Here is a 17524-nt window from a genome sequence, read left to right as displayed (position 1 = left end):
GCCTCAAAAGGCGCTTTTTGAAGCAGGGCGCCGCGCACGCCCTGGGGAGGTCAGCTGAAGAAGCTCTTGAGCCTGTCGGTCCAGCTTTCTCCGCTGGGCGAGTGCTTGGAGCCGCCCTTCTTGAGTGATTCGTCGAGCTCGCGCAGCAGCTTGCGCTGGTGTTCGGTGAGCTTGACCGGGGTCTCGACCACGATGTGGCAATAGAGATCGCCGGGATAGTTGGAGCGAATGCCCTTGATCCCCTTGCCGCGCAGACGGAACTGCTTGCCGGCCTGGGTGCCTTCGGGAATGTCGATGGCGGCCTTGCCCGAGAGCGTGGGGACTTCGATCTCGCCGCCCAGGGCGGCCGTGATGAAGCTCACGGGTACCTTGCAGTGCAGGTCGTCGCCATCCCGCTCGAAGATGTCGTGGTCCTTGATGCGGATCTCGATGTAGAGATCACCTGCAGGCCCGCCATTCGTGCCCGGCTCGCCGTTGCCCGAGGAGCGTATGCGCATGCCGTCGTCTATGCCGGCCGGAATCTTGACTTCGAGCGTCTTCTGGCGTTTGACGCGGCCCTGGCCGCCGCAGCTGGTGCAGGGCTCGGGAATGATCTTGCCCGTGCCTCGGCAGTGCGGGCAGGTCTGCTGCACGCTGAAGAAACCCTGGCGCATCTGCACGCTGCCTGCACCGTTGCAGGTGCTGCAGGTCTTGGGGCTGGTGCCGGGCTTGGCGCCGCTGCCGTGGCAGGTGTCGCAGTTGTCCCAGCTGGGGATGCGGATCTGCGCATCCTTGCCCTTGGCGGCCTCTTCCAGAGTGACTTCCATGGCATAGCTCAGGTCGTTGCCGCGATAGACCTGACGGCCACCACCGCCCCGGCGGCCCTGGTTGAACATGTCGCCGAAGATGTCGCCAAAAGCCTCGGCAAAACCGCCAAAGCCTTCGCCGCCGCCCATGCCGCGGTTGGGGTCCACGCCAGCGTGGCCGTACTGGTCATAGGCTGCGCGCTTTTGGCCGTCGGAGAGCATCTCGTAGGCCTCCTTGACCTCCTTGAATTTCTCTTCGGCTGCGGCGGCCGCATCACCCTGGTTGCGGTCGGGGTGGTACTTCATCGCAAGCTTGCGATAAGCCTTCTTGATATCGTCGTCCGAGGCGTTCTTGGCAACGCCTAGGACTTCGTAATAGTCGCGTTTGGACATGGTGTTGTTAGCCAATCAGAACAGTGATTCCATTTCCCATCAAACATGCAGTGCCTGCGTTCATGTCCGACCTGAAACGGAACAACGCCGCGCAGGCCTGAGCCCAGCGCGGCGGCAAGCGGTCAGTGCAGGACCACGCTGTGCTTAGTCCTTCTTGACTTCCTTGACTTCGGCATCGACCACATTGTCGTCGGCTGCGCCCGCCGCACCACCTGCGGCTGCTCCTGCGGCGGCAGCCGCGGCTGCTGCGTCGGCACCGCCTGCGGCAGCCTGGGCATCGGCATAGACCTTCTCACCCAGCTTCTGGCTGGCCGTCATCAAGGCCGTGGTCTTGGCGTCGATGGCATCCTTGTCCTCGCCCTTGAGCGCTTCCTCGAGCTCCTTGACTGCCTCCTCGATGGCCGTCTTTTCGGCAGCTTCGAGCTTGTCGCCGTGGTCAGTCAGACCCTTCTTGACGCTGTGCACCGCGGCTTCGCCCTGGTTGCGGGACTGGACCAGCTCCAGCTTCTTCTTGTCGTCGGCAGCATTGAGCTCGGCGTCCTTGACCATCTTCTGGATCTCATCCTCGGACAGACCCGAGTTGGCCTTGATGGTGATCTTGTTTTCCTTGCCCGAAGCCTTGTCCTTGGCCGAGACGTTCAGAATGCCGTTGGCGTCGATGTCGAAGGTCACCTCGATCTGGGGCGTGCCGCGCGCTGCGGGCGGGATGCCTTCGAGGTTGAACTCGCCCAGCATCTTGTTGCCCGATGCCATCTCGCGCTCGCCCTGGAAAACCTTGATGGTCACGGCCGGCTGGTTGTCCTCGGCGGTGGAGAAGGTCTGGGCGAACTTGGTCGGGATGGTGGTGTTCTTGGTGATCATCTTGGTCATCACGCCGCCCAGGGTTTCGATGCCCAGGGACAGAGGGGTGACGTCCAGCAGCAGCACGTCCTTGCGGTCGCCCGACAGCACCTGGCCTTGGACGGCGGCACCCACGGCCACGGCTTCGTCGGGGTTCACGTCCTTGCGCGGATCCTTGCCGAAGAACTCCCTGACCTTTTCCTGCACCTTGGGCATGCGGGTCTGACCACCGACCAGGATCACGTCATTGATGTCGGACACGCTGATGCCTGCGTCCTTGATGGCCGTGCGGCAGGGAGCGATGGTGCGCTCGATCAGATCCTCGACCAGGCTTTCGAGCTTGGCACGCGTGAGCTTGAGGTTCAGGTGCTTGGGGCCCGAAGCGTCGGCCGTGATGTAGGGCAGGTTGATGTCGGTCTGGGCCGAGTTGGACAGCTCGATCTTGGCCTTCTCGGCCGCTTCCTTGAGGCGCTGCAGAGCCAGCACGTCCTTGGACAGGTCAACGCCTTGCTCTTTCTTGAACTCGGTGATGATGTAGTCGATGATGCGCTGGTCGAAGTCTTCGCCGCCCAGGAAGGTGTCGCCGTTGGTGGACAGCACCTCGAACTGCTTTTCGCCATCCACGTCGGCGATCTCGATGATGGACACGTCAAAGGTGCCGCCACCCAGGTCATAGACGGCAATCTTGCGGTCGGCCTTGTCGCTCTTGTCCAGGCCAAAGGCCAGGGCAGCCGCCGTGGGCTCGTTGATGATGCGCTTGACTTCCAGGCCTGCGATGCGGCCGGCGTCCTTGGTGGCCTGGCGCTGGGCGTCGTTGAAGTAGGCGGGCACGGTGATCACGGCCTCGCTCACGGTCTCGCCCAGGAAGTCCTCGGCGGTCTTCTTCATCTTGCGCAGCACTTCGGCGCTGATCTGGGGCGCGGCGAGCTTTTGGCCGCGCACTTCCACCCATGCGTCGCCGTTGTCGGCCTTGACGATGGTGTAGGGCATCAGGTCGATGTCCTTCTGAACTTCCTTTTCCTCGAACTTGCGGCCGATCAGGCGCTTGGATGCGTAGATGGTGTTCTTCGGGTTGGTCACGGCCTGGCGCTTGGCCGAGGCGCCGACCAGGATTTCGCCATCTTCCTGGTAGGCGATGATGGAAGGCGTGGTGCGTGCGCCTTCGCTGTTCTCGATCACGCGCGTGGTGTTGCCGTCCATGATGGCCACGCAGCTGTTGGTCGTGCCGAGGTCAATGCCGATGATTTTTCCCATTTTGTTTTCTCCGAGATCTATGAAATATTTGAATGCTTGCTAACTGGAGGCGGCTGGCGCTGGTTTCAAGACTAGCGGCGCAATTGATTTACCTGTCGGTGGCCGCTTACTTTGGCTGGGCGACGGTGACCAGGGCCGGGCGCAGAATGCGCTCGGCAATCAGATAGCCTTTTTGCAGCACGCCGACCACGGTGTTGGCTTCCTGTTCGGCAGGAACCATGGAGATGGCCTGGTGCAGGTTGGGGTCGAACTTCTCGCCGGCAGCGGGGTTGATGGGCACGACCTTGTTGCGCTCCAGCGCGGACAGCAGCTGGCGCAGCGTGGCATCCGAGCCCTCGCGCAACTGTTCGGCGCTTGCGTTCTCTATGGCCAGGGCCGCATCCAGGCTGTCGCAGACCGGCAGCAGACCTTCGGCAAAGCTCTCGATGCCGAACTTGCGGGCCTTGGCGACTTCCTCGTCGGCGCGGCGGCGCACGTTCTCGGCTTCGGCCTTGGCGCGCAGATACTGGTCGGCCAGATCGGCGCTCTTGGTCTTGAGCTCGGCCAGTTCCGTCTGCAGGCGCTGCATCTCATCGGCAGCGTTGGCGGCCATGGCAGCTTCGGTTTCCTCGGGGGATGCGTCTTGCAAGGGAGTGCTTTGGTTTTCAGACATGGGTTGGATTGAGGTCAACAACAGTGAAGGTGCGCCTTGGGCGCTGTGGCTACTAGCTGGGTGCGTCCGGCCGGATTTCAAGGGCCGGGGCCCAGGCCAGCCAGGTACGGCCCGGCTTGCGCAGCCGGCAATTGTCTCAGCCGCGCCGCGCAAGGCGTGGAACTTTGGCTTGCGGCTGTGCAATTCCAGAGAAAATATCGGGGGTTAGCATGAGGAGACTAGTCAAGATGGTGGGCTCCTGGCTATAATTTCCTGCTTTGCCTTGCCGCACCACTACAGACGCAGTGGGCGGCGTTTTCCCAAAAGGAGTCTTTATGCGTCATTACGAAATCGTTTTGTTGATCCATCCGGATCAGAGCGAGCAGGTTCCCGCCATGCTGGAGCGCTACAAGGGCATGATCACCGCTGGCGGTGGCAAGGTGCACCGCGAGGAAGACTGGGGCCGCCGTCAGCTGGCCTACATGATCAACAAGCTCGCCAAGGCCCACTACCTGTGCCTGAACATCGAAGCCGATCAGGCTGTGATGGCTGAACTGGAGCACGCCTTCAAGTTCAACGATGCTGTGCTGCGTCACCTGACGGTTCAAAAGAAGAAGGCCGATACGAGCGCCTCTTCGATGATGAAGACCGTCGAGCGCGAAGAAGCACGCAAGGCCAACCAAGCCGAGCAAGCCTAAGCCATCAGCCTGTAGGAGTGGAAAACAGCGTTGCACTGACGGCCTCCATCGCAGAGCTTGCGGCTTTGCGGTACACGCCGGCAGGGCTGCCTGCACTGGACTTGCGGCTCGAACATGCGTCGCAGCAAAAAGAGGCCGGTGTCCAGCGCAGCGTCGCAGCATCCGTGAAAGCCGTGGCTTTCGGTCCTCTGGCCGAAAGACTGGCCCGCCAGGCTCTTGGCAGCCAGTGGGATTTCAGGGGCTTTCTGGCTTCGCCGCGCAATGGACGGCAGCTGGTTTTGCACATCCAGGATATTCAACAAAACTAATTTTCAAGAGGTCCAGAAATGGCCACGTTCAAGAAATTCAACAAGGACAAGCGCCCCAAGCGCAACACGCAGTCTCTGCTGTTCAAGCGCAAGCGCTTCTGCCGCTTCACCGTCGCTGGCGTCGAAGAAATCGACTACAAGGATGTCGACACCCTGCGTGACTTCATCGCTGAGAACGGCAAGATCGTGCCCGCCCGCCTGACCGGCACGCGCGCCATCTATCAGCGTCAGCTGAACACCGCCATCAAGCGCGCCCGCTTCCTGGCTCTGGTGCCCTACACCGACCAGCACAAGATCTAAGGAGCACGGCAATGCAAATCATTCTGCTCGACAAGGTCGTGAACCTGGGTAACCTCGGCGATATCGTCAAGGTCAAGGACGGCTACGCCCGCAACTTTCTGATCCCCACGGGCGCTGCCCGTCGTGCCACGGCTGCTGCCAAGGCCGAGTTCGAAGCCAAGCGCGCCGAACTGGAAAAGATCGCCGCTGAAAAGCTGGCTGCGGCTCAAGCCCTGAGCGAGAAGCTCAATGGCATGAACATCAAGATCACGCAAAAGGCTGGCGTGGATGGCCGTCTGTTCGGCTCCATCACCAATGCCGACATCGCCGAAGAGCTGGTCAAGGCCGGTTTTGAAGTGGTCAAGGCCCAGGTTCGCCTGCCCAACGGCCCCATCAAGATGGTTGGCGATGCCACCGTGATCGTGGCCTTGCACACTGACGTGAGCGCCGAAGTCACGGTTTCCGTCTACGGCGACCACTCTTAAAGCAAGGGCTTGTGCCCTCTGTCGAAAAAGCCGCCCTTGGGCGGCTTTTTGTTTTCTCCGCGGCCTGCCTGCCGAGTGCTGGCATGGCCCAGGCCCAGCCGCTACCATGGCGGGCTTGACTCTAGGAATCTCATGTCCTCTGTAATGCCTCCGCTAGATATCGATGATGACCACGGGCATGGGCTGGGCCCTTTGCCGACCGATGATCTGCAGGTGGCCCAGTTGCGTGTGCCGCCGCACTCCATGGAGTCGGAGTCCAGCGTGCTCGGCGGCCTGCTGCTGGACAACAATGCCTGGGACCGCGTGGGCGATCTGCTGACCGAGGGCGACTTCTACCGTCACGAGCACAAGCTGATCTTCGATGCCATAGGCAAGCTCATCAACGCGAGCAAGCCTGCCGACGTGATCACGGTCTACGAGCATTTGCAGGGCATGGGCAAGGCCGAGGAGATCGGCGGCCTGCTGTATCTGAACCAGCTGGCGCAGTATGTGCCCAGTGCCACGAACATCCGCCGCTATGCGGAAATCGTGCGTGAGCGCTCCATTCTGCGCAAGCTGATCACGGCCAGCGACGATATCGCGACGAATGCCTTCAGCCCCCAGGGCAAGACGGTGGAGCGCATTCTGGATGAGGCCGAGTCCAAGATCTTTGCCATCGGCGAAGAGGGCTCGCGCAACAAGCAGGGCTTCCAGTCCCTGGGTACCCTGGTGGTCGACCTGCTGGACCGCGTCCAGGAGATGGCCGACAACCCCATGGATGTGACCGGCGTGCCCACGGGCTTTGCCGATCTGGACCGCATGACCAGCGGCCTGCAGGCTGGCGATCTGGTGGTGCTGGCTGCGCGCCCTTCCATGGGCAAGACCTCGTTTGCGGTGAACATCGCCGAGCATGTGGCGCTCAACGAAGGCCTGCCCGTGGCCATCTTCTCCATGGAAATGGGCGCGGCCCAGCTGGCCGTGCGTATCGTGGGCTCGATCGGCAAGGTCAACCAGGGCAATCTGCGCACCGGCAAGCTCAATGACGAGGAGTGGCCGCGCCTGGCCGAGGCCATAGAGCGCCTGCGCACGGTGTCACTGCACATCGACGAGACGCCAGGCCTCACGCCCGGCGAGCTGCGCGCCAACGCGCGCCGTCTGGCGCGCACCTGCGGCAAGCTGGGGCTGATCGTGGTCGACTATTTGCAGCTCATGAGCGGCTCGGGTGCCTCCAGCGCCGACAACCGCGCCACCGAACTGGGCGAGATCTCGCGCGGCCTGAAGATGCTGGCCAAGGAGTTGCAGTGCCCGGTGATCGCGCTGTCCCAGCTCAACCGCTCGGTGGAGCAGCGCACCGACAAGCGCCCCATGATGAGCGACCTGCGGGAATCCGGCGCCATCGAGCAGGACGCGGACATCATCATGTTCATCTACCGCGACGACTACTACAACAAGGACAGCAAGGAGCCCAATATCGCCGAAGTCATCATCGGCAAGCAGCGTAACGGCCCCACGGGCACGGTGAAGCTGTTCTTCCAGAAGAACCAGACGCGCTTCGAGAACCTGGCCATGGGCTATGGCAGCGATGAGTACTGATGAAAAGTGAGCTGCCAGCGCTTGTCTTTATTGGATTTCAAGCTGATTCGTGCCTGAAATCCATATGTGGCAAGCGCTGGCAGCTCCTGTTTTTTCCATAGGTGCAAAACAAAGCGGCTCCGGGGAGCCGCTTGTCTATTGGTGGTGAGTGCTAGGCGTGAGCTTCAGCCGCGCCATAGATGGATCACCGTGGCTGCAAGGCAGATGCCGAGAGTGCCCACGGCCCAGGCCAGGCGCTGGGCGCCGGTGCGCAGTGCGCCGACCGTGGCCACGATCTGCGCGTTCTGCTCGGCCAGCTTCTCGATGATCTCCAGCGACTGGCGCTGGGATTGCTCCAGCTGCTGCACGCGCTGCTCCAGGGTCTGGATGAGCTGGAAGGCCTGCTCGGTACTCGACAGCGGCAGCTTGGCCGCTGTCTGCCGGGGCGCGGCGGCCTCGGCGGCCTGCTTTTTGCCGAGAAGGCTTTTGGCCGCCTTGACGACCTGCGGCGTGGCCTCGATCACATCCGACCAGGGCACCATCTTGAGCGCGGTAATCCAGCTGATGGCCATGGCTTAGAGCACCTCGCTCGCAAAGTCGGCCAGGCGCGAGCGTTCGCCGCGCGCCAGCGTGATGTGGCCGCTGTGCGGCCAGCCCTTGAAGCGGTCGACCGCATAGGTCAGGCCCGAGGAGCCTTCGGTCAGATAGGGCGTGTCGATCTGGGCCAGATTGCCCATGCAGATGATCTTGGTGCCCGGGCCGGCGCGCGTGATCAAGGTCTTCATCTGCTTGGGTGTGAGGTTTTGCGCCTCGTCGATGATCACGTACTTGTTCAGAAAGGTGCGCCCGCGCATGAAGTTCATGCTCTTGATCTTGATGCGGCTGCGGATCAGCTCATTCGTGGCGGCGCGCCCCCATTCGCCGGCATTGCCGCCATCGCCCTTGGCGAGGAATTCAAGGTTGTCGTCGAGCGCTCCCATCCAGGGGCCCATCTTCTCCTCCTCGGTGCCGGGCAGAAAGCCGATGTCCTCGCCCACGCTGACCGTGGCGCGGGTCATGATGATCTCGGTGTAGCGGCGCTCGTCCAGCACCTGGGCCAGGCCGGCGGCCAGGGCCAGCAGCGTCTTACCCGTGCCCGCCGTGCCCGTGAGCGTGACCAGATCCACATCGGGATTCATGAGCAGGTTCATGGCGAAGTTCTGCTCGCGGTTGCGTGTGGTCACGCCCCAGACCGCGTACTTGGGGTTGCCAAAGTCCTTGAGCGTCTTGAGCACGGCCGTCTTGTCGCGGATCTCGGTCACGCGCATGAACAGGCTGGGCTCGCCCGGGGCCTCGTAGTAGACGAACTGGTTGATCATCAACTGGTCGACCACCGAGCCGCTGACGCGGTAATAGGTGATGGCGCCTTCCTGCCAGCTTTCCACGTTCTTGCCGGCCTTGATCCAGAAGTCCGGCGGCAGGGCCAGGGCGCCCGAGTACAGCAGGTCGCCGTCGTCGAGCACCTTGTCGTTCTGGTAGTCCTCGGCGGCCAGGCCCAGGGCGCGGGCCTTGACGCGCATGTTGATGTCCTTGGACACCAGCACGACCTCGCGTTCGGCAAATTTCTTGTTCAGCGCCGAGACCACGCCCAGGATCTGATTGTCGGCCTTGCCCTGGGGCAGGCTGCCGGGCAGGCCGGTATCCAGCGGCTCGGTCTGGAAGAACAGCGTGCCGGTGGCGCTGCGCTGGCCGGTGGCGTTGAGCGGCAGGCCCTGGTTCAGGGTCTGTGAAGGCTGGGATGCGACCAGCGAGTCCAGCATGCGGCTGACCTGGCGGCCGTTGCGCGCCACCTCGGTCATGCCCTTTTTGTGGCCATCGAGCTCTTCGAGCACCACCATGGGCAGGAAGATGTCGTGCTCCTCGAAGCGGAACAGGCTGGTCGGGTCGTGCAGCAGCACATTGGTGTCGAGCACGAACAGCGTCTTCGGGCCGGAGCGTGCACGGCGCTGGCGTACCGGAGCGGCCGAGGGTTTGGGCAGTTCGCTCGCGGCCCGGCTGCCGGGGCGTGTGCTCGTTGCGCCAGAGGACTGTGCGGCAGGCGTGGTTTTCGGGGCTGCGGCTGCGCCGGCAGCCGTTTTGCGCGCGGGGGCTTTGGCGGCTGTGGTCTTGGCAGGAGCCGTCTTGGCGGCCGTCTTCTTGGCACTGGCGCTCACCTTGGCTGACGCCTGTGTGCTCTTGCGTGCGGGCGCGGTGGCCACGGCCGGCAAGGTGTCTTGCGGCTCGTCGTCTGCCGGGGTGGCCGCGCGCTTGGCATTGCGGGCCGGGAGATAGGCGTCGTTGGAGAGCTTGGCGGCGCGGCGGCCGGGTGCGGGAGGCAGGGGCATAGTGGGTGAATCGTTCCTTAGCAAGAACAAAAAGCACAAAGCCGCCTGGAAACCGAGGCGGCTTTGTTCATGGAATCAGAAGAAGCGACTTTGCACTGGGGCATCGGCCCATTATGCATAGCCCTGTGACGGGCGGATGGAAGCTGTTCCGATTTGCGTCAACAGGCTTTGCGGATCAGGCGGCCTGCTTCAGGGATTTCAGAGTCTTGACAGCCTTCAAAACCTCGTCCACATGGCCGGGAACCTTGAGGCCGCGCCATTCCTGGACCAGAATGCCGTCGGGTCCGACCAGAAAGGTGGAGCGCTCGATGCCCTTAACCTTTTTGCCATACATGATTTTGTTCTTGACAACGCCAAACATGTGGCACATTTTCTCCTCGGTATCAGCGATGAGCTCAAAGGGCAGCTCCAGCTTCTCCTTGAAGTCGTCGTGGGACTTCATGTTGTCGCGGGAGACGCCGAATACCGTGGCGCCCGCCTTGGCAAAGTCCTTGTACTTGTCGCGGAACTGCATGGCTTCGGTGGTGCAGCCAGGCGTATTGTCCTTGGGGTAGAAATACAGAATCAGAATCTGGCCCGTGTGGGAGGTGTTGCTCACCTTGATCCCGCCGGTAGCGTTGGCTTCAAATTCAGGAAGGGGTTTGTTGACAACGATCGCCATGCGTTTGTATCTCTCGGGTGTAGTCGTTGAAATGCCGAGGGCGATACTGGTCTTTTGCTTTTATTATTTCCAATTGCCCCCAACCGCAACCTGTAATTTTACCTCGAAAACCCGAATTTGCCGAATCGGGGGCGTAGCAGTCTACTCCAAGAGAAGGGCTGCGATCACGTTGCGCCCCTCGTTGGCCAAAATGTTGTAGGTGCGACACGCCGCCTGTGTGTCCATGGCCTCCAGGCCCAGGCGTTTTTCCATCAGCGGTCTGAGCCATGCCGCAGGCGGAAAGCGGTTGCGTGCACCGCTGCCGAAGATGATCACCTCGGCATCCAGCTGGGCCAGAGCCTCGAAGTGCGCAAGCGTCAAATCCTCGAAACGCTGGCAGTCCCAGGGCTGGAGCAGTCCACCTGCACCCACGATGAGGCTGTGTTCGTACTGCTTTCTGTCCACCGCCAGCCAGCCCGTGCCATAGCCGGTAATGGTTTGCGTGTCTGACTTGTCGGCATGGAGTTTCATGGAGCTGGGGCGCGGCCGAGGCTGGGCCGGCCTGGAAATGATGCGCTGCCAAAGACAGCAATGACGGCCGCAAAAGCGTCTGCAAGTGGCCGAAGGCGGATATGTGGTCAAATTATAGGTTCCGCCAGGTTCAGAGGGCCGCCCATGGTATTTTGGGGCCGGCGTTCGAGCCTGGGGCCGGGACGCCGCCGTATTTGCCCACTATCCACTTTGAAGCATGAAAACCGTTCAAAAATCTGCCAAGTTAGCCAACGTCTGCTATGACATCCGCGGGCCGATCATGGACGCGGCGAAGAAGATGGAGGAAGACGGCCAGAAGATCATCAAGCTCAACATCGGCAATCTGGCCGTGTTCGGCTTTGATGCCCCCGAGGAAGTGCAGCAGGACATGATCCGCAACCTGCCCAACTCGGCCGGTTACTCGGACAGCAAGGGCATTTTTGCGGCCCGCAAGGCCGTGATGCACGAGACGCAAAAACAGGGCATCAAGGGTGTGACTCTGGACGACATCTACCTGGGCAATGGCGCCTCCGAGCTGATCGCCCTGGCCACCAATGCCTTGCTGGACAACGGCGACGAAATGCTGCTGCCGGCCCCCGATTACCCGCTGTGGACGGCCGTGACCAGCCTGTCCGGTGGCACGCCCGTGCACTACATGTGCGACGAGTCCAATGGCTGGATGCCCAATCTCGATGACATCCGCGCCAAGATCACGCCGGCTACCCGCGCCATCGTGGTCATCAACCCCAACAACCCCACGGGCGCGCTGTACTCCAAGGAGCTGCTGCTGGCGATTGTGCAGATCGCCCGCGAGCATGGTCTGGTGATCTTTGCCGACGAGGTCTACGACAAGGTCTTGTACGACGATGTCAAGCACACGCCCCTGGCCGGCCTGTCCACCGATGTGCTGACCATCACCTTCAACTCCCTGTCCAAGGCCTACCGCTCTTGTGGCTACCGCGCGGGCTGGATGGTGATCTCGGGCGACAAAAAGCCCGCCAAGGATTACATCGAAGGCCTGAACATGCTCTCCAATATGCGCCTGTGTGCCAACGTGCCCGGCCAGTGGGCCGTGCAGACGGCGCTGGGAGGCCACCAGAGCATTGACGAGCTGGTCCAGGCCGGTGGCCGCCTGCGTGTGCAGCGCGATCTGGCCTGGGAAATGATCAATGCCATTCCGGGCGTGAGCTGCGTCAAGCCCCAGGCGGCGCTGTACATGTTCCCGCGCCTGGACCCCGTGGTCTATCCCATCCAGGACGACCAGGAGTTCTTCCTCGAGGTGCTGCAGGAAACCAAAGTCATGCTGGTGCAGGGCACGGGCTTCAACTGGCCCGAGCCGGACCACTTCCGCATCGTCTTCCTGCCGCATGAAACCGATCTGCGTGAAGCCATCAACCGCCTTGCCGCCTTCCTTGCCAAGTACCGCCAGCGCCATGGCACGGACAAGCTGAGCCTGCTGAAGCCCGGCAAGGCCAAGGCCGACAAGGCCGTGGCCTGACCCCATAAGGGCTTGGGCCTGTCAGGATGGCATGAGCCTTTTGTTTTGATAGCTGCATGCGCAGATCCAGCAAGCGCTGCAGTCCTTTTTGCTGGTGATTTTTAAACCTTATGAAACCGATCCAAGTAGGCCTGTTGGGCATTGGCACCGTGGGCAGCGGCACCTTCAGCGTGCTGCAGCGCAACCAAGAAGAGATCCGCCGCCGTGCGGGTCGTGGCATTGAGATTGCCATGGTGGCCGACTTGGACATGACACGCGCCAAGCAGGTGGTGGGCGATGCGGCCAAGGTGGTGGGTGATGCGCGTGAAATCATTGCCAACCCCGACATCGACGTGGTGGTGGAGCTGATCGGTGGCTACGGCATTGCCAAGGCCCTGGTGCTGGAAGCCATTGCCGCCGGCAAGCATGTGGTCACGGCGAACAAGGCCTTGCTGGCCGTGCACGGCACCGAGATCTTCCAGGCCGCGGCCGAGAAGGGCGTGATCGTGGCCTATGAAGCGGCCGTGGCCGGTGGCATTCCCATCATCAAGGCACTGCGCGAAGGCCTGACGGCCAACTCCATCCAGTGGGTGGCAGGCATCATCAACGGCACGACCAACTTCATCCTGTCCGAGATGCGTGACAAGGGGCTGGACTTCGACGTGGTGCTGAAAGAAGCGCAGGCCCTGGGCTATGCCGAGGCCGACCCCACCTTCGACATCGAAGGCGTGGACGCCGCCCACAAGGCCACGCTGATGAGCGCCATTGCCTTTGGCATCCCCGTGCAGTTCGACAAGGCCTATGTGGAAGGCATCACCAAGCTGTCCGGCGCCGACATCCGCTATGCCGAGCAACTGGGCTACCGCATCAAGCTGCTGGGCATCACCAAGCGCGCCGACAAGGGCATCGAGCTGCGTGTGCACCCCAGCCTGGTGCCGGCCAAGCGCCTGATTGCCAATGTGGAAGGCGCGATGAACGCCGTGGTGGTGCATGGCGACGCCGTGGGCACCACGCTGTACTACGGCAAGGGTGCGGGCTCCGAGCCCACCGCCTCGGCCGTGATTGCCGACCTGGTGGACATTGCCCGCCTGCACGGTGCCGATCTGGCGCACAGCGTGCCGCCGCTGGCCTTCCAGAGCAACACCCTGGGCGCTGCCGGCAAGGAGCTGCCCGTGCTGCCCATGGCCGAGGTGGTCACCAGCTACTACCTGCGCATCCGCGTGGCCGACGAGGCCGGCGTGCTGGCCAAGATCACCGGCATCCTGGCCCATGCCGACATCAGCATCGACGCCATGCTGCAGCGCGAAGCCGACGAAGTAGGCGGTGAGGGCTCGAACCCCGAGGGGACGCAAGGCATCCCCCAGACCGACCTCATCATCCTCACCCACGACACGCGCGAAGGTGATATGGACCAGGCCCTGGCCGAGATCCAGGCCCTGCCCACGGTGCTGGCGCCCATCACCCGCATCCGCAAAGAGGAACTGAATTAACTCCCCCTGAGCGGCTTTGCCGCTTCCCCCTGGAAGGGGGCGACACCAGCGCTTGCCACGGATACAAGGCGGCCCTTGCGCGGTGTCTCTGAGTTGGGCTGCGCCGGTTTCATGCGCAGCGCCCTGGATTACTGACAAGGAAGCCCATGCTTTATCTGTCCACACGTGGTCACGCCGACCGCAAGCGTTTTTGCGACATCCTGCTCGAAGGCCTGGCCCCCGATGGCGGCCTCTACCTGCCCGAGCGCTATCCCCAGATCGACGACGCCCAACTGAGCCAGCTGCGCAGCACGCTGGCCACGCAGGGCTATGCCGGCCTGGCCTTCGCAATTTTGTCGCTGTACATCGACGATATTCCTGCAGCGGATCTGAAGGCCTTGTGCGCCAAGACCTATACCCAGGAAGTCTTTGGCACCGAGGCCATTGTTCCCGTGCGCCAGCTCGATGGCGTGCTGCACATCGAAGCCCTGTCCAACGGCCCCACGCTGGCCTTCAAGGACATGGCCATGCAACTGCTGGGCAATCTGTTCGAATATGAACTGGGCCGCCGCAATGCCGAGCTGAACATCCTGGGCGCCACCAGCGGCGACACCGGCAGCGCGGCCGAATACGCCATGCGCGGCAAAAAAGGCGTGCGCGTCTTCATGACCAGCCCGCACGGCCGCATGAGCCCCTTCCAGCAGGCACAGATGTTCAGCCTGCAGGACGCCAACATCCACAACCTCGCCATCGAAGGCGTGTTCGACGATTGCCAGGACATCGTCAAGGCCGTCAGCAACGACCATGCCTTCAAGGCCAAGTACAAGATCGGCACCGTCAACTCCATCAACTGGGCCCGTCTGCTGGCCCAGGTGGTGTACTACTTCGCGGGCTATCTGCAGGCCACCAAGACCAATGCCGAGAAGGTGAGCTTCACCGTGCCCAGCGGCAACTTCGGCAATATCTGCGCCGGCCATGTGGCGCGGCAAATGGGCCTGCCGATTGCCAAGCTGGTGGTGGCCACCAACGAAAACGATGTGCTGGACGAGTTCTTCCGCACCGGCGTCTACCAGGTGCGCGGCGCGGCCAACACCTATGAGACCTCCAGCCCTTCCATGGACATCAGCAAGGCCAGCAATTTCGAGCGCTTTGTGTTCGACCTGGTGGGCCGCGACGGCGCCCGTACCAAGGCCTTGTTTGTCGACGGCGTGGCCCAGGCCGGCAAGTTCGATCTGAGTGCCGACCCTGTGTTCAAGGACGCTGCGGCCAAATATGGTTTTGTCAGCGGCACAAGCACCCATGCCGATCGCCTGGCCACCATCAAGGACACGTTCCAGCGCTTTGGCCAGATGATTGACACCCACACCGCCGACGGCGTGAAGGTGGCGCGCGAGCATCTGGGGGCTGAACCTATGCTGGTGCTGGAAACAGCCCTGCCCATCAAGTTTGCCGCCACCATCGAAGAGGCCCTGGGCCGATCGCCCGATCGCCCGGCCAAGTTCGATGGCATCGAAGCCTTGCCCAAGCGCGTCACTGTGATGGCGGCCGATGCGGAGCAGGTCAAGGCATTCATTGCCCAGCATTGCGATTGAGTCGGCCGCATGCAGACAGCACCTGGAGCCTGGCTGCAGGTGCTGTTCTTTTTTGGGGCTGAATGCTCTGAAGCGCTTGTGCAGCAAGCGCTGCAAGCTATCAAAACAGGTGTTTTCAAAAGGGCAGGCCAAGCATGAAGGTCATAGGCTTTGCGGGCTATTCGGGTTCGGGCAAGACCTGCCTCGTCGAGTCCCTGGTGCGTCTCTTGTGTGAGCAGGGCCAGAGTGTCTCCGTGGTCAAGCATGCGCACCACGACTTTGATGTGGACCAGCCCGGCAAGGACAGCTGGCGCCACCGCAAGGCCGGTGCCAGCGAGGTGGTTCTGGCCTCGGGCCGGCGCCTGGTGCTGATGCGCGAGTTTGGGGAGCCCCGGGATTTGGACGTGCATGAGATGATTGCCGAGCTCGACCCCGGGGTGGACTGGGTGCTGGTCGAAGGCTTCAAGCATGCGGATCTGCCCAAGATCGAGATCTGGCGCGCCCAGGCCGAGCGTGCGCGCGCAGGCAAGAGCCTGGAGCCGCTCTACCCCCATGACCCCCATGTGCTGGCAGTGGCCACGGATGCGGTACAGGCCCTGCCTTCGCCACCGCTCCAGCCCCTGCTGGATCTGAATGACCCGGCCCGGGTGCTGCAATGGCTGCTGGAGCAGGCACCGCGCCTGGACTACCGGCCGCCGGCCGGACGATGAAATAAGGAGAACATGATGCGAGCCCCACTCAAGCCCCTGGATCAGGCCCTGGCCGAACTGCTGGCCCAGGCCCGGCCTTTGGCCGGCGAGGACAGCGTGGACTGCTTCGAGGCCGACGGGCGTGTGCTGCGCCAGGATGCGGTCTCGCCCCTGCAGGTGCCGCCCCAGGACAACAGCGCCATGGACGGCTATGCGGTGCGCGCGGCCGAATGCCACAGCGGCGAGGCCGTGCTGCCCCTGTCCCAGCGCATACCTGCGGGCAGCGTGGGCCAGCCGCTGGAGCCGGGCACGGTGGCGCGCATCTTCACGGGCGCGCCCGTGCCCCAGGGCGCGGATGCCGTGGTCATGCAGGAGGACTGCGAGCTGCTGGACGACGGGCGCGTGCGCATCAAGGCGCGGCCCGAGTCCGGTCAGTGGATACGGCGCGCGGGCGAGGACATCCAGCTGGGCGCCACCGTGATCGCCGCGGGCACGCGCCTGGCGCCGGCCGAACTGGGGCTGGCCGCCAGCATCGGCCTGGCACGCCTGGCCGTGGCGCCCAGGCCGCGCGTGGCCTTGTTCTCCACGGGGGACGAGCTGGTCATGCCGGGCACGGTGGCGCCCGAGCACATGCCGGCAGGCAGCATCTACAACAGCAACCGTTTCTTTCTGCGCGCCCTGCTGGAGCGCATGGGCTGCGAGGTCACGGACTTCGGCATTGTTCCCGACCGGCGCGAGGCCACGCTGGCCGCGCTGCGCGAGGCCGCCGGCTCCCATGACCTGATCCTCACCAGCGGCGGCGTCTCCGTGGGCGAGGAAGACCATGTCAAACCTGCGGTCGAGGCCCTGGGCCAGCTCGACCTCTGGCAGATCGCGGTCAAGCCCGGCAAACCGTTTGCCTATGGCCGCGTGAACCGGGATGGGCAGCAGGGCGCGGGCTTTGCGCACTTCATCGGCCTGCCCGGCAACCCGGTGTCGAGCTACGTGACCTTTTTGCTGCTGGTGCGGCCCTTTGTGCTGCGCCTGCAGGGAGCGGCACGCACCGCGCCGCGCGCCCTGCCCATGCGTGCCGACTTCGACTGGCCGCGCGGCGACAAGCGGCGCGAGTTCCTGCGCGTGCGCATCAATGACCAGGGCGGGTTGGAGCTATTCCGCAATCAGAGCTCGGGCGTGCTGACCTCGGCCGCCTGGGGCGATGGCGTCATCGACAACCCAGCAGGCCAGACGATTGCGCGCGGCGACCGCGTGCAGTTCATTTCCTTTGCGGAGCTGCTGTCATGAACCAGACCATCAGCGTGCGCTACTTCGCCTCCATCCGTGAAGCCATGGGCACGGGCTGCGAGACCGTGAACACCGAGGCCGCCAGCGTGGGCGCGCTGCGCGACGAGTTGATTGCGCGCGGCGGCGCCGCAGCCCAGGTGCTGGCCCCGGGCCGGGCCGTGCGCATGGCGCTCAACCAGGCCCTGTGCGAGAGCGGAGCGCAGATCAAGAGTGGCGACGAGGTGGCCTTCTTCCCGCCCGTGACCGGTGGCTGAACGGGTTCGAACCGCTATTGAAATC

The 17524-nt window shown here is 63.1% G+C and carries 19 protein-coding genes; 12 read left to right on the top strand and 7 right to left on the bottom strand.

The window, feature by feature from the left end; genetic code table 11:
- Nucleotides 1-50: 50 nt before the first annotated feature.
- The 3 genes from dnaJ to grpE all read right to left on the bottom strand — a co-directional run bounded on the left by dnaJ (nucleotide 51) and on the right by grpE (nucleotide 3924).
- Entirely contained in the window at nucleotides 51-1178 is a 1128-nt protein-coding gene (gene dnaJ / locus G486_RS0118595) for a molecular chaperone DnaJ (RefSeq protein WP_027016885.1), read from the bottom strand.
- A 144-nt stretch (nucleotides 1179-1322) separates the two neighbouring features.
- Nucleotides 1323-3272 carry a molecular chaperone DnaK gene (dnaK, locus tag G486_RS0118590; RefSeq protein ID WP_027016884.1) on the bottom strand — a complete coding sequence of 650 codons (1950 nt, stop codon included), beginning with the start codon at nucleotides 3270-3272 and terminating at the stop codon, nucleotides 1323-1325.
- A 106-nt stretch (nucleotides 3273-3378) separates the two neighbouring features.
- Nucleotides 3379-3924: a nucleotide exchange factor GrpE gene (gene grpE, locus G486_RS0118585; protein ID WP_027016883.1), complete on the bottom strand. Its 546-nt coding sequence runs from the start codon at nucleotides 3922-3924 to the stop codon at nucleotides 3379-3381.
- Between the two features lie 314 nt (nucleotides 3925-4238).
- Between grpE and rpsF the strand changes: the two genes are divergently transcribed.
- The 5 genes from rpsF (at nucleotide 4239) to dnaB (ending at nucleotide 7245) form a co-directional block, all read left to right on the top strand.
- Nucleotides 4239-4601 (top strand): 30S ribosomal protein S6, encoded by a 363-nt coding sequence (gene rpsF, locus G486_RS0118580; protein ID WP_027016882.1) that lies wholly within the window; start codon nucleotides 4239-4241, stop codon nucleotides 4599-4601.
- Nucleotides 4602-4618: 17 nt separating this feature from the next.
- Nucleotides 4619-4909: a primosomal replication protein N gene (gene priB, locus G486_RS0118575; protein ID WP_027016881.1), complete on the top strand. Its 291-nt coding sequence runs from the start codon at nucleotides 4619-4621 to the stop codon at nucleotides 4907-4909.
- 18 nt (nucleotides 4910-4927) lie between these two features.
- Nucleotides 4928-5209 carry a 30S ribosomal protein S18 gene (gene rpsR / locus G486_RS0118570; protein WP_027016880.1) on the top strand — a complete coding sequence of 94 codons (282 nt, stop codon included), beginning with the start codon at nucleotides 4928-4930 and terminating at the stop codon, nucleotides 5207-5209.
- 11 nt (nucleotides 5210-5220) lie between these two features.
- Complete coding sequence (gene rplI, locus G486_RS0118565; RefSeq protein WP_027016879.1) at nucleotides 5221-5673, top strand: 50S ribosomal protein L9; 453 nt, start codon at nucleotides 5221-5223, stop codon at nucleotides 5671-5673.
- 132 nt (nucleotides 5674-5805) lie between these two features.
- Nucleotides 5806-7245: a replicative DNA helicase gene (gene dnaB / locus G486_RS0118560; RefSeq protein WP_027016878.1), complete on the top strand. Its 1440-nt coding sequence runs from the start codon at nucleotides 5806-5808 to the stop codon at nucleotides 7243-7245.
- A 164-nt stretch (nucleotides 7246-7409) separates the two neighbouring features.
- On the opposite strand, the gene G486_RS0118555 is transcribed toward dnaB, so the two are convergent.
- The 4 genes from G486_RS0118555 to G486_RS0118540 all read right to left on the bottom strand — a co-directional run bounded on the left by G486_RS0118555 (nucleotide 7410) and on the right by G486_RS0118540 (nucleotide 10758).
- Nucleotides 7410-7796, bottom strand: a complete 387-nt coding sequence (locus G486_RS0118555; protein WP_027016877.1) for a hypothetical protein — start codon at nucleotides 7794-7796, stop codon at nucleotides 7410-7412.
- Nucleotides 7797-7799: 3 nt separating this feature from the next.
- Entirely contained in the window at nucleotides 7800-9587 is a 1788-nt protein-coding gene (locus G486_RS0118550) for a PhoH family protein (protein WP_027016876.1), read from the bottom strand.
- Nucleotides 9588-9762: 175 nt separating this feature from the next.
- Nucleotides 9763-10248 carry a peroxiredoxin gene (locus G486_RS0118545; protein WP_027016875.1) on the bottom strand — a complete coding sequence of 162 codons (486 nt, stop codon included), beginning with the start codon at nucleotides 10246-10248 and terminating at the stop codon, nucleotides 9763-9765.
- A 141-nt stretch (nucleotides 10249-10389) separates the two neighbouring features.
- Nucleotides 10390-10758 (bottom strand): Mth938-like domain-containing protein, encoded by a 369-nt coding sequence (locus G486_RS0118540; protein ID WP_027016874.1) that lies wholly within the window; start codon nucleotides 10756-10758, stop codon nucleotides 10390-10392.
- Between the two features lie 217 nt (nucleotides 10759-10975).
- On the opposite strand from G486_RS0118540, the gene G486_RS0118535 reads away from it, so the two are divergent.
- The 7 genes from G486_RS0118535 to moaD all read left to right on the top strand — a co-directional run bounded on the left by G486_RS0118535 (nucleotide 10976) and on the right by moaD (nucleotide 17499).
- Entirely contained in the window at nucleotides 10976-12256 is a 1281-nt protein-coding gene (locus G486_RS0118535; RefSeq protein WP_027016873.1) for a pyridoxal phosphate-dependent aminotransferase, read from the top strand.
- A gap of 110 nt (nucleotides 12257-12366) precedes the next feature.
- Complete coding sequence (locus tag G486_RS0118530) at nucleotides 12367-13725, top strand: homoserine dehydrogenase (protein ID WP_027016872.1); 1359 nt, start codon at nucleotides 12367-12369, stop codon at nucleotides 13723-13725.
- Between the two features lie 146 nt (nucleotides 13726-13871).
- A complete protein-coding gene (gene thrC / locus G486_RS0118525) occupies nucleotides 13872-15296 on the top strand; it encodes a threonine synthase (RefSeq protein ID WP_027016871.1) in 1425 nt (474 codons plus the stop codon).
- 9 nt (nucleotides 15297-15305) lie between these two features.
- Nucleotides 15306-15434 carry a hypothetical protein gene (locus tag G486_RS24730; protein ID WP_281171919.1) on the top strand — a complete coding sequence of 43 codons (129 nt, stop codon included), beginning with the start codon at nucleotides 15306-15308 and terminating at the stop codon, nucleotides 15432-15434.
- Nucleotides 15431-15985, top strand: a complete 555-nt coding sequence (gene mobB, locus G486_RS0118515) for a molybdopterin-guanine dinucleotide biosynthesis protein B (RefSeq protein ID WP_027016870.1) — start codon at nucleotides 15431-15433, stop codon at nucleotides 15983-15985. The genes G486_RS24730 and mobB overlap by 4 nt, the downstream gene beginning before the upstream one ends.
- A 15-nt stretch (nucleotides 15986-16000) precedes the next feature.
- A complete protein-coding gene (locus tag G486_RS0118510) occupies nucleotides 16001-17245 on the top strand; it encodes a molybdopterin molybdotransferase MoeA (RefSeq protein ID WP_027016869.1) in 1245 nt (414 codons plus the stop codon).
- Nucleotides 17242-17499 (top strand): molybdopterin converting factor subunit 1, encoded by a 258-nt coding sequence (moaD, locus tag G486_RS0118505; RefSeq protein ID WP_027016868.1) that lies wholly within the window; start codon nucleotides 17242-17244, stop codon nucleotides 17497-17499. The genes G486_RS0118510 and moaD overlap by 4 nt, the downstream gene beginning before the upstream one ends.
- Nucleotides 17500-17524: the final 25 nt, after the last annotated feature.

The organism is Comamonas composti DSM 21721, from assembly GCF_000429845.1.
GTDB classification, from domain to species: Bacteria; Pseudomonadota; Gammaproteobacteria; order Burkholderiales; family Burkholderiaceae_C; genus Comamonas; species Comamonas composti.
Note: the sequence above shows the minus strand (reverse complement) of the source record. Positions and strands in the feature narration are given on the sequence as shown.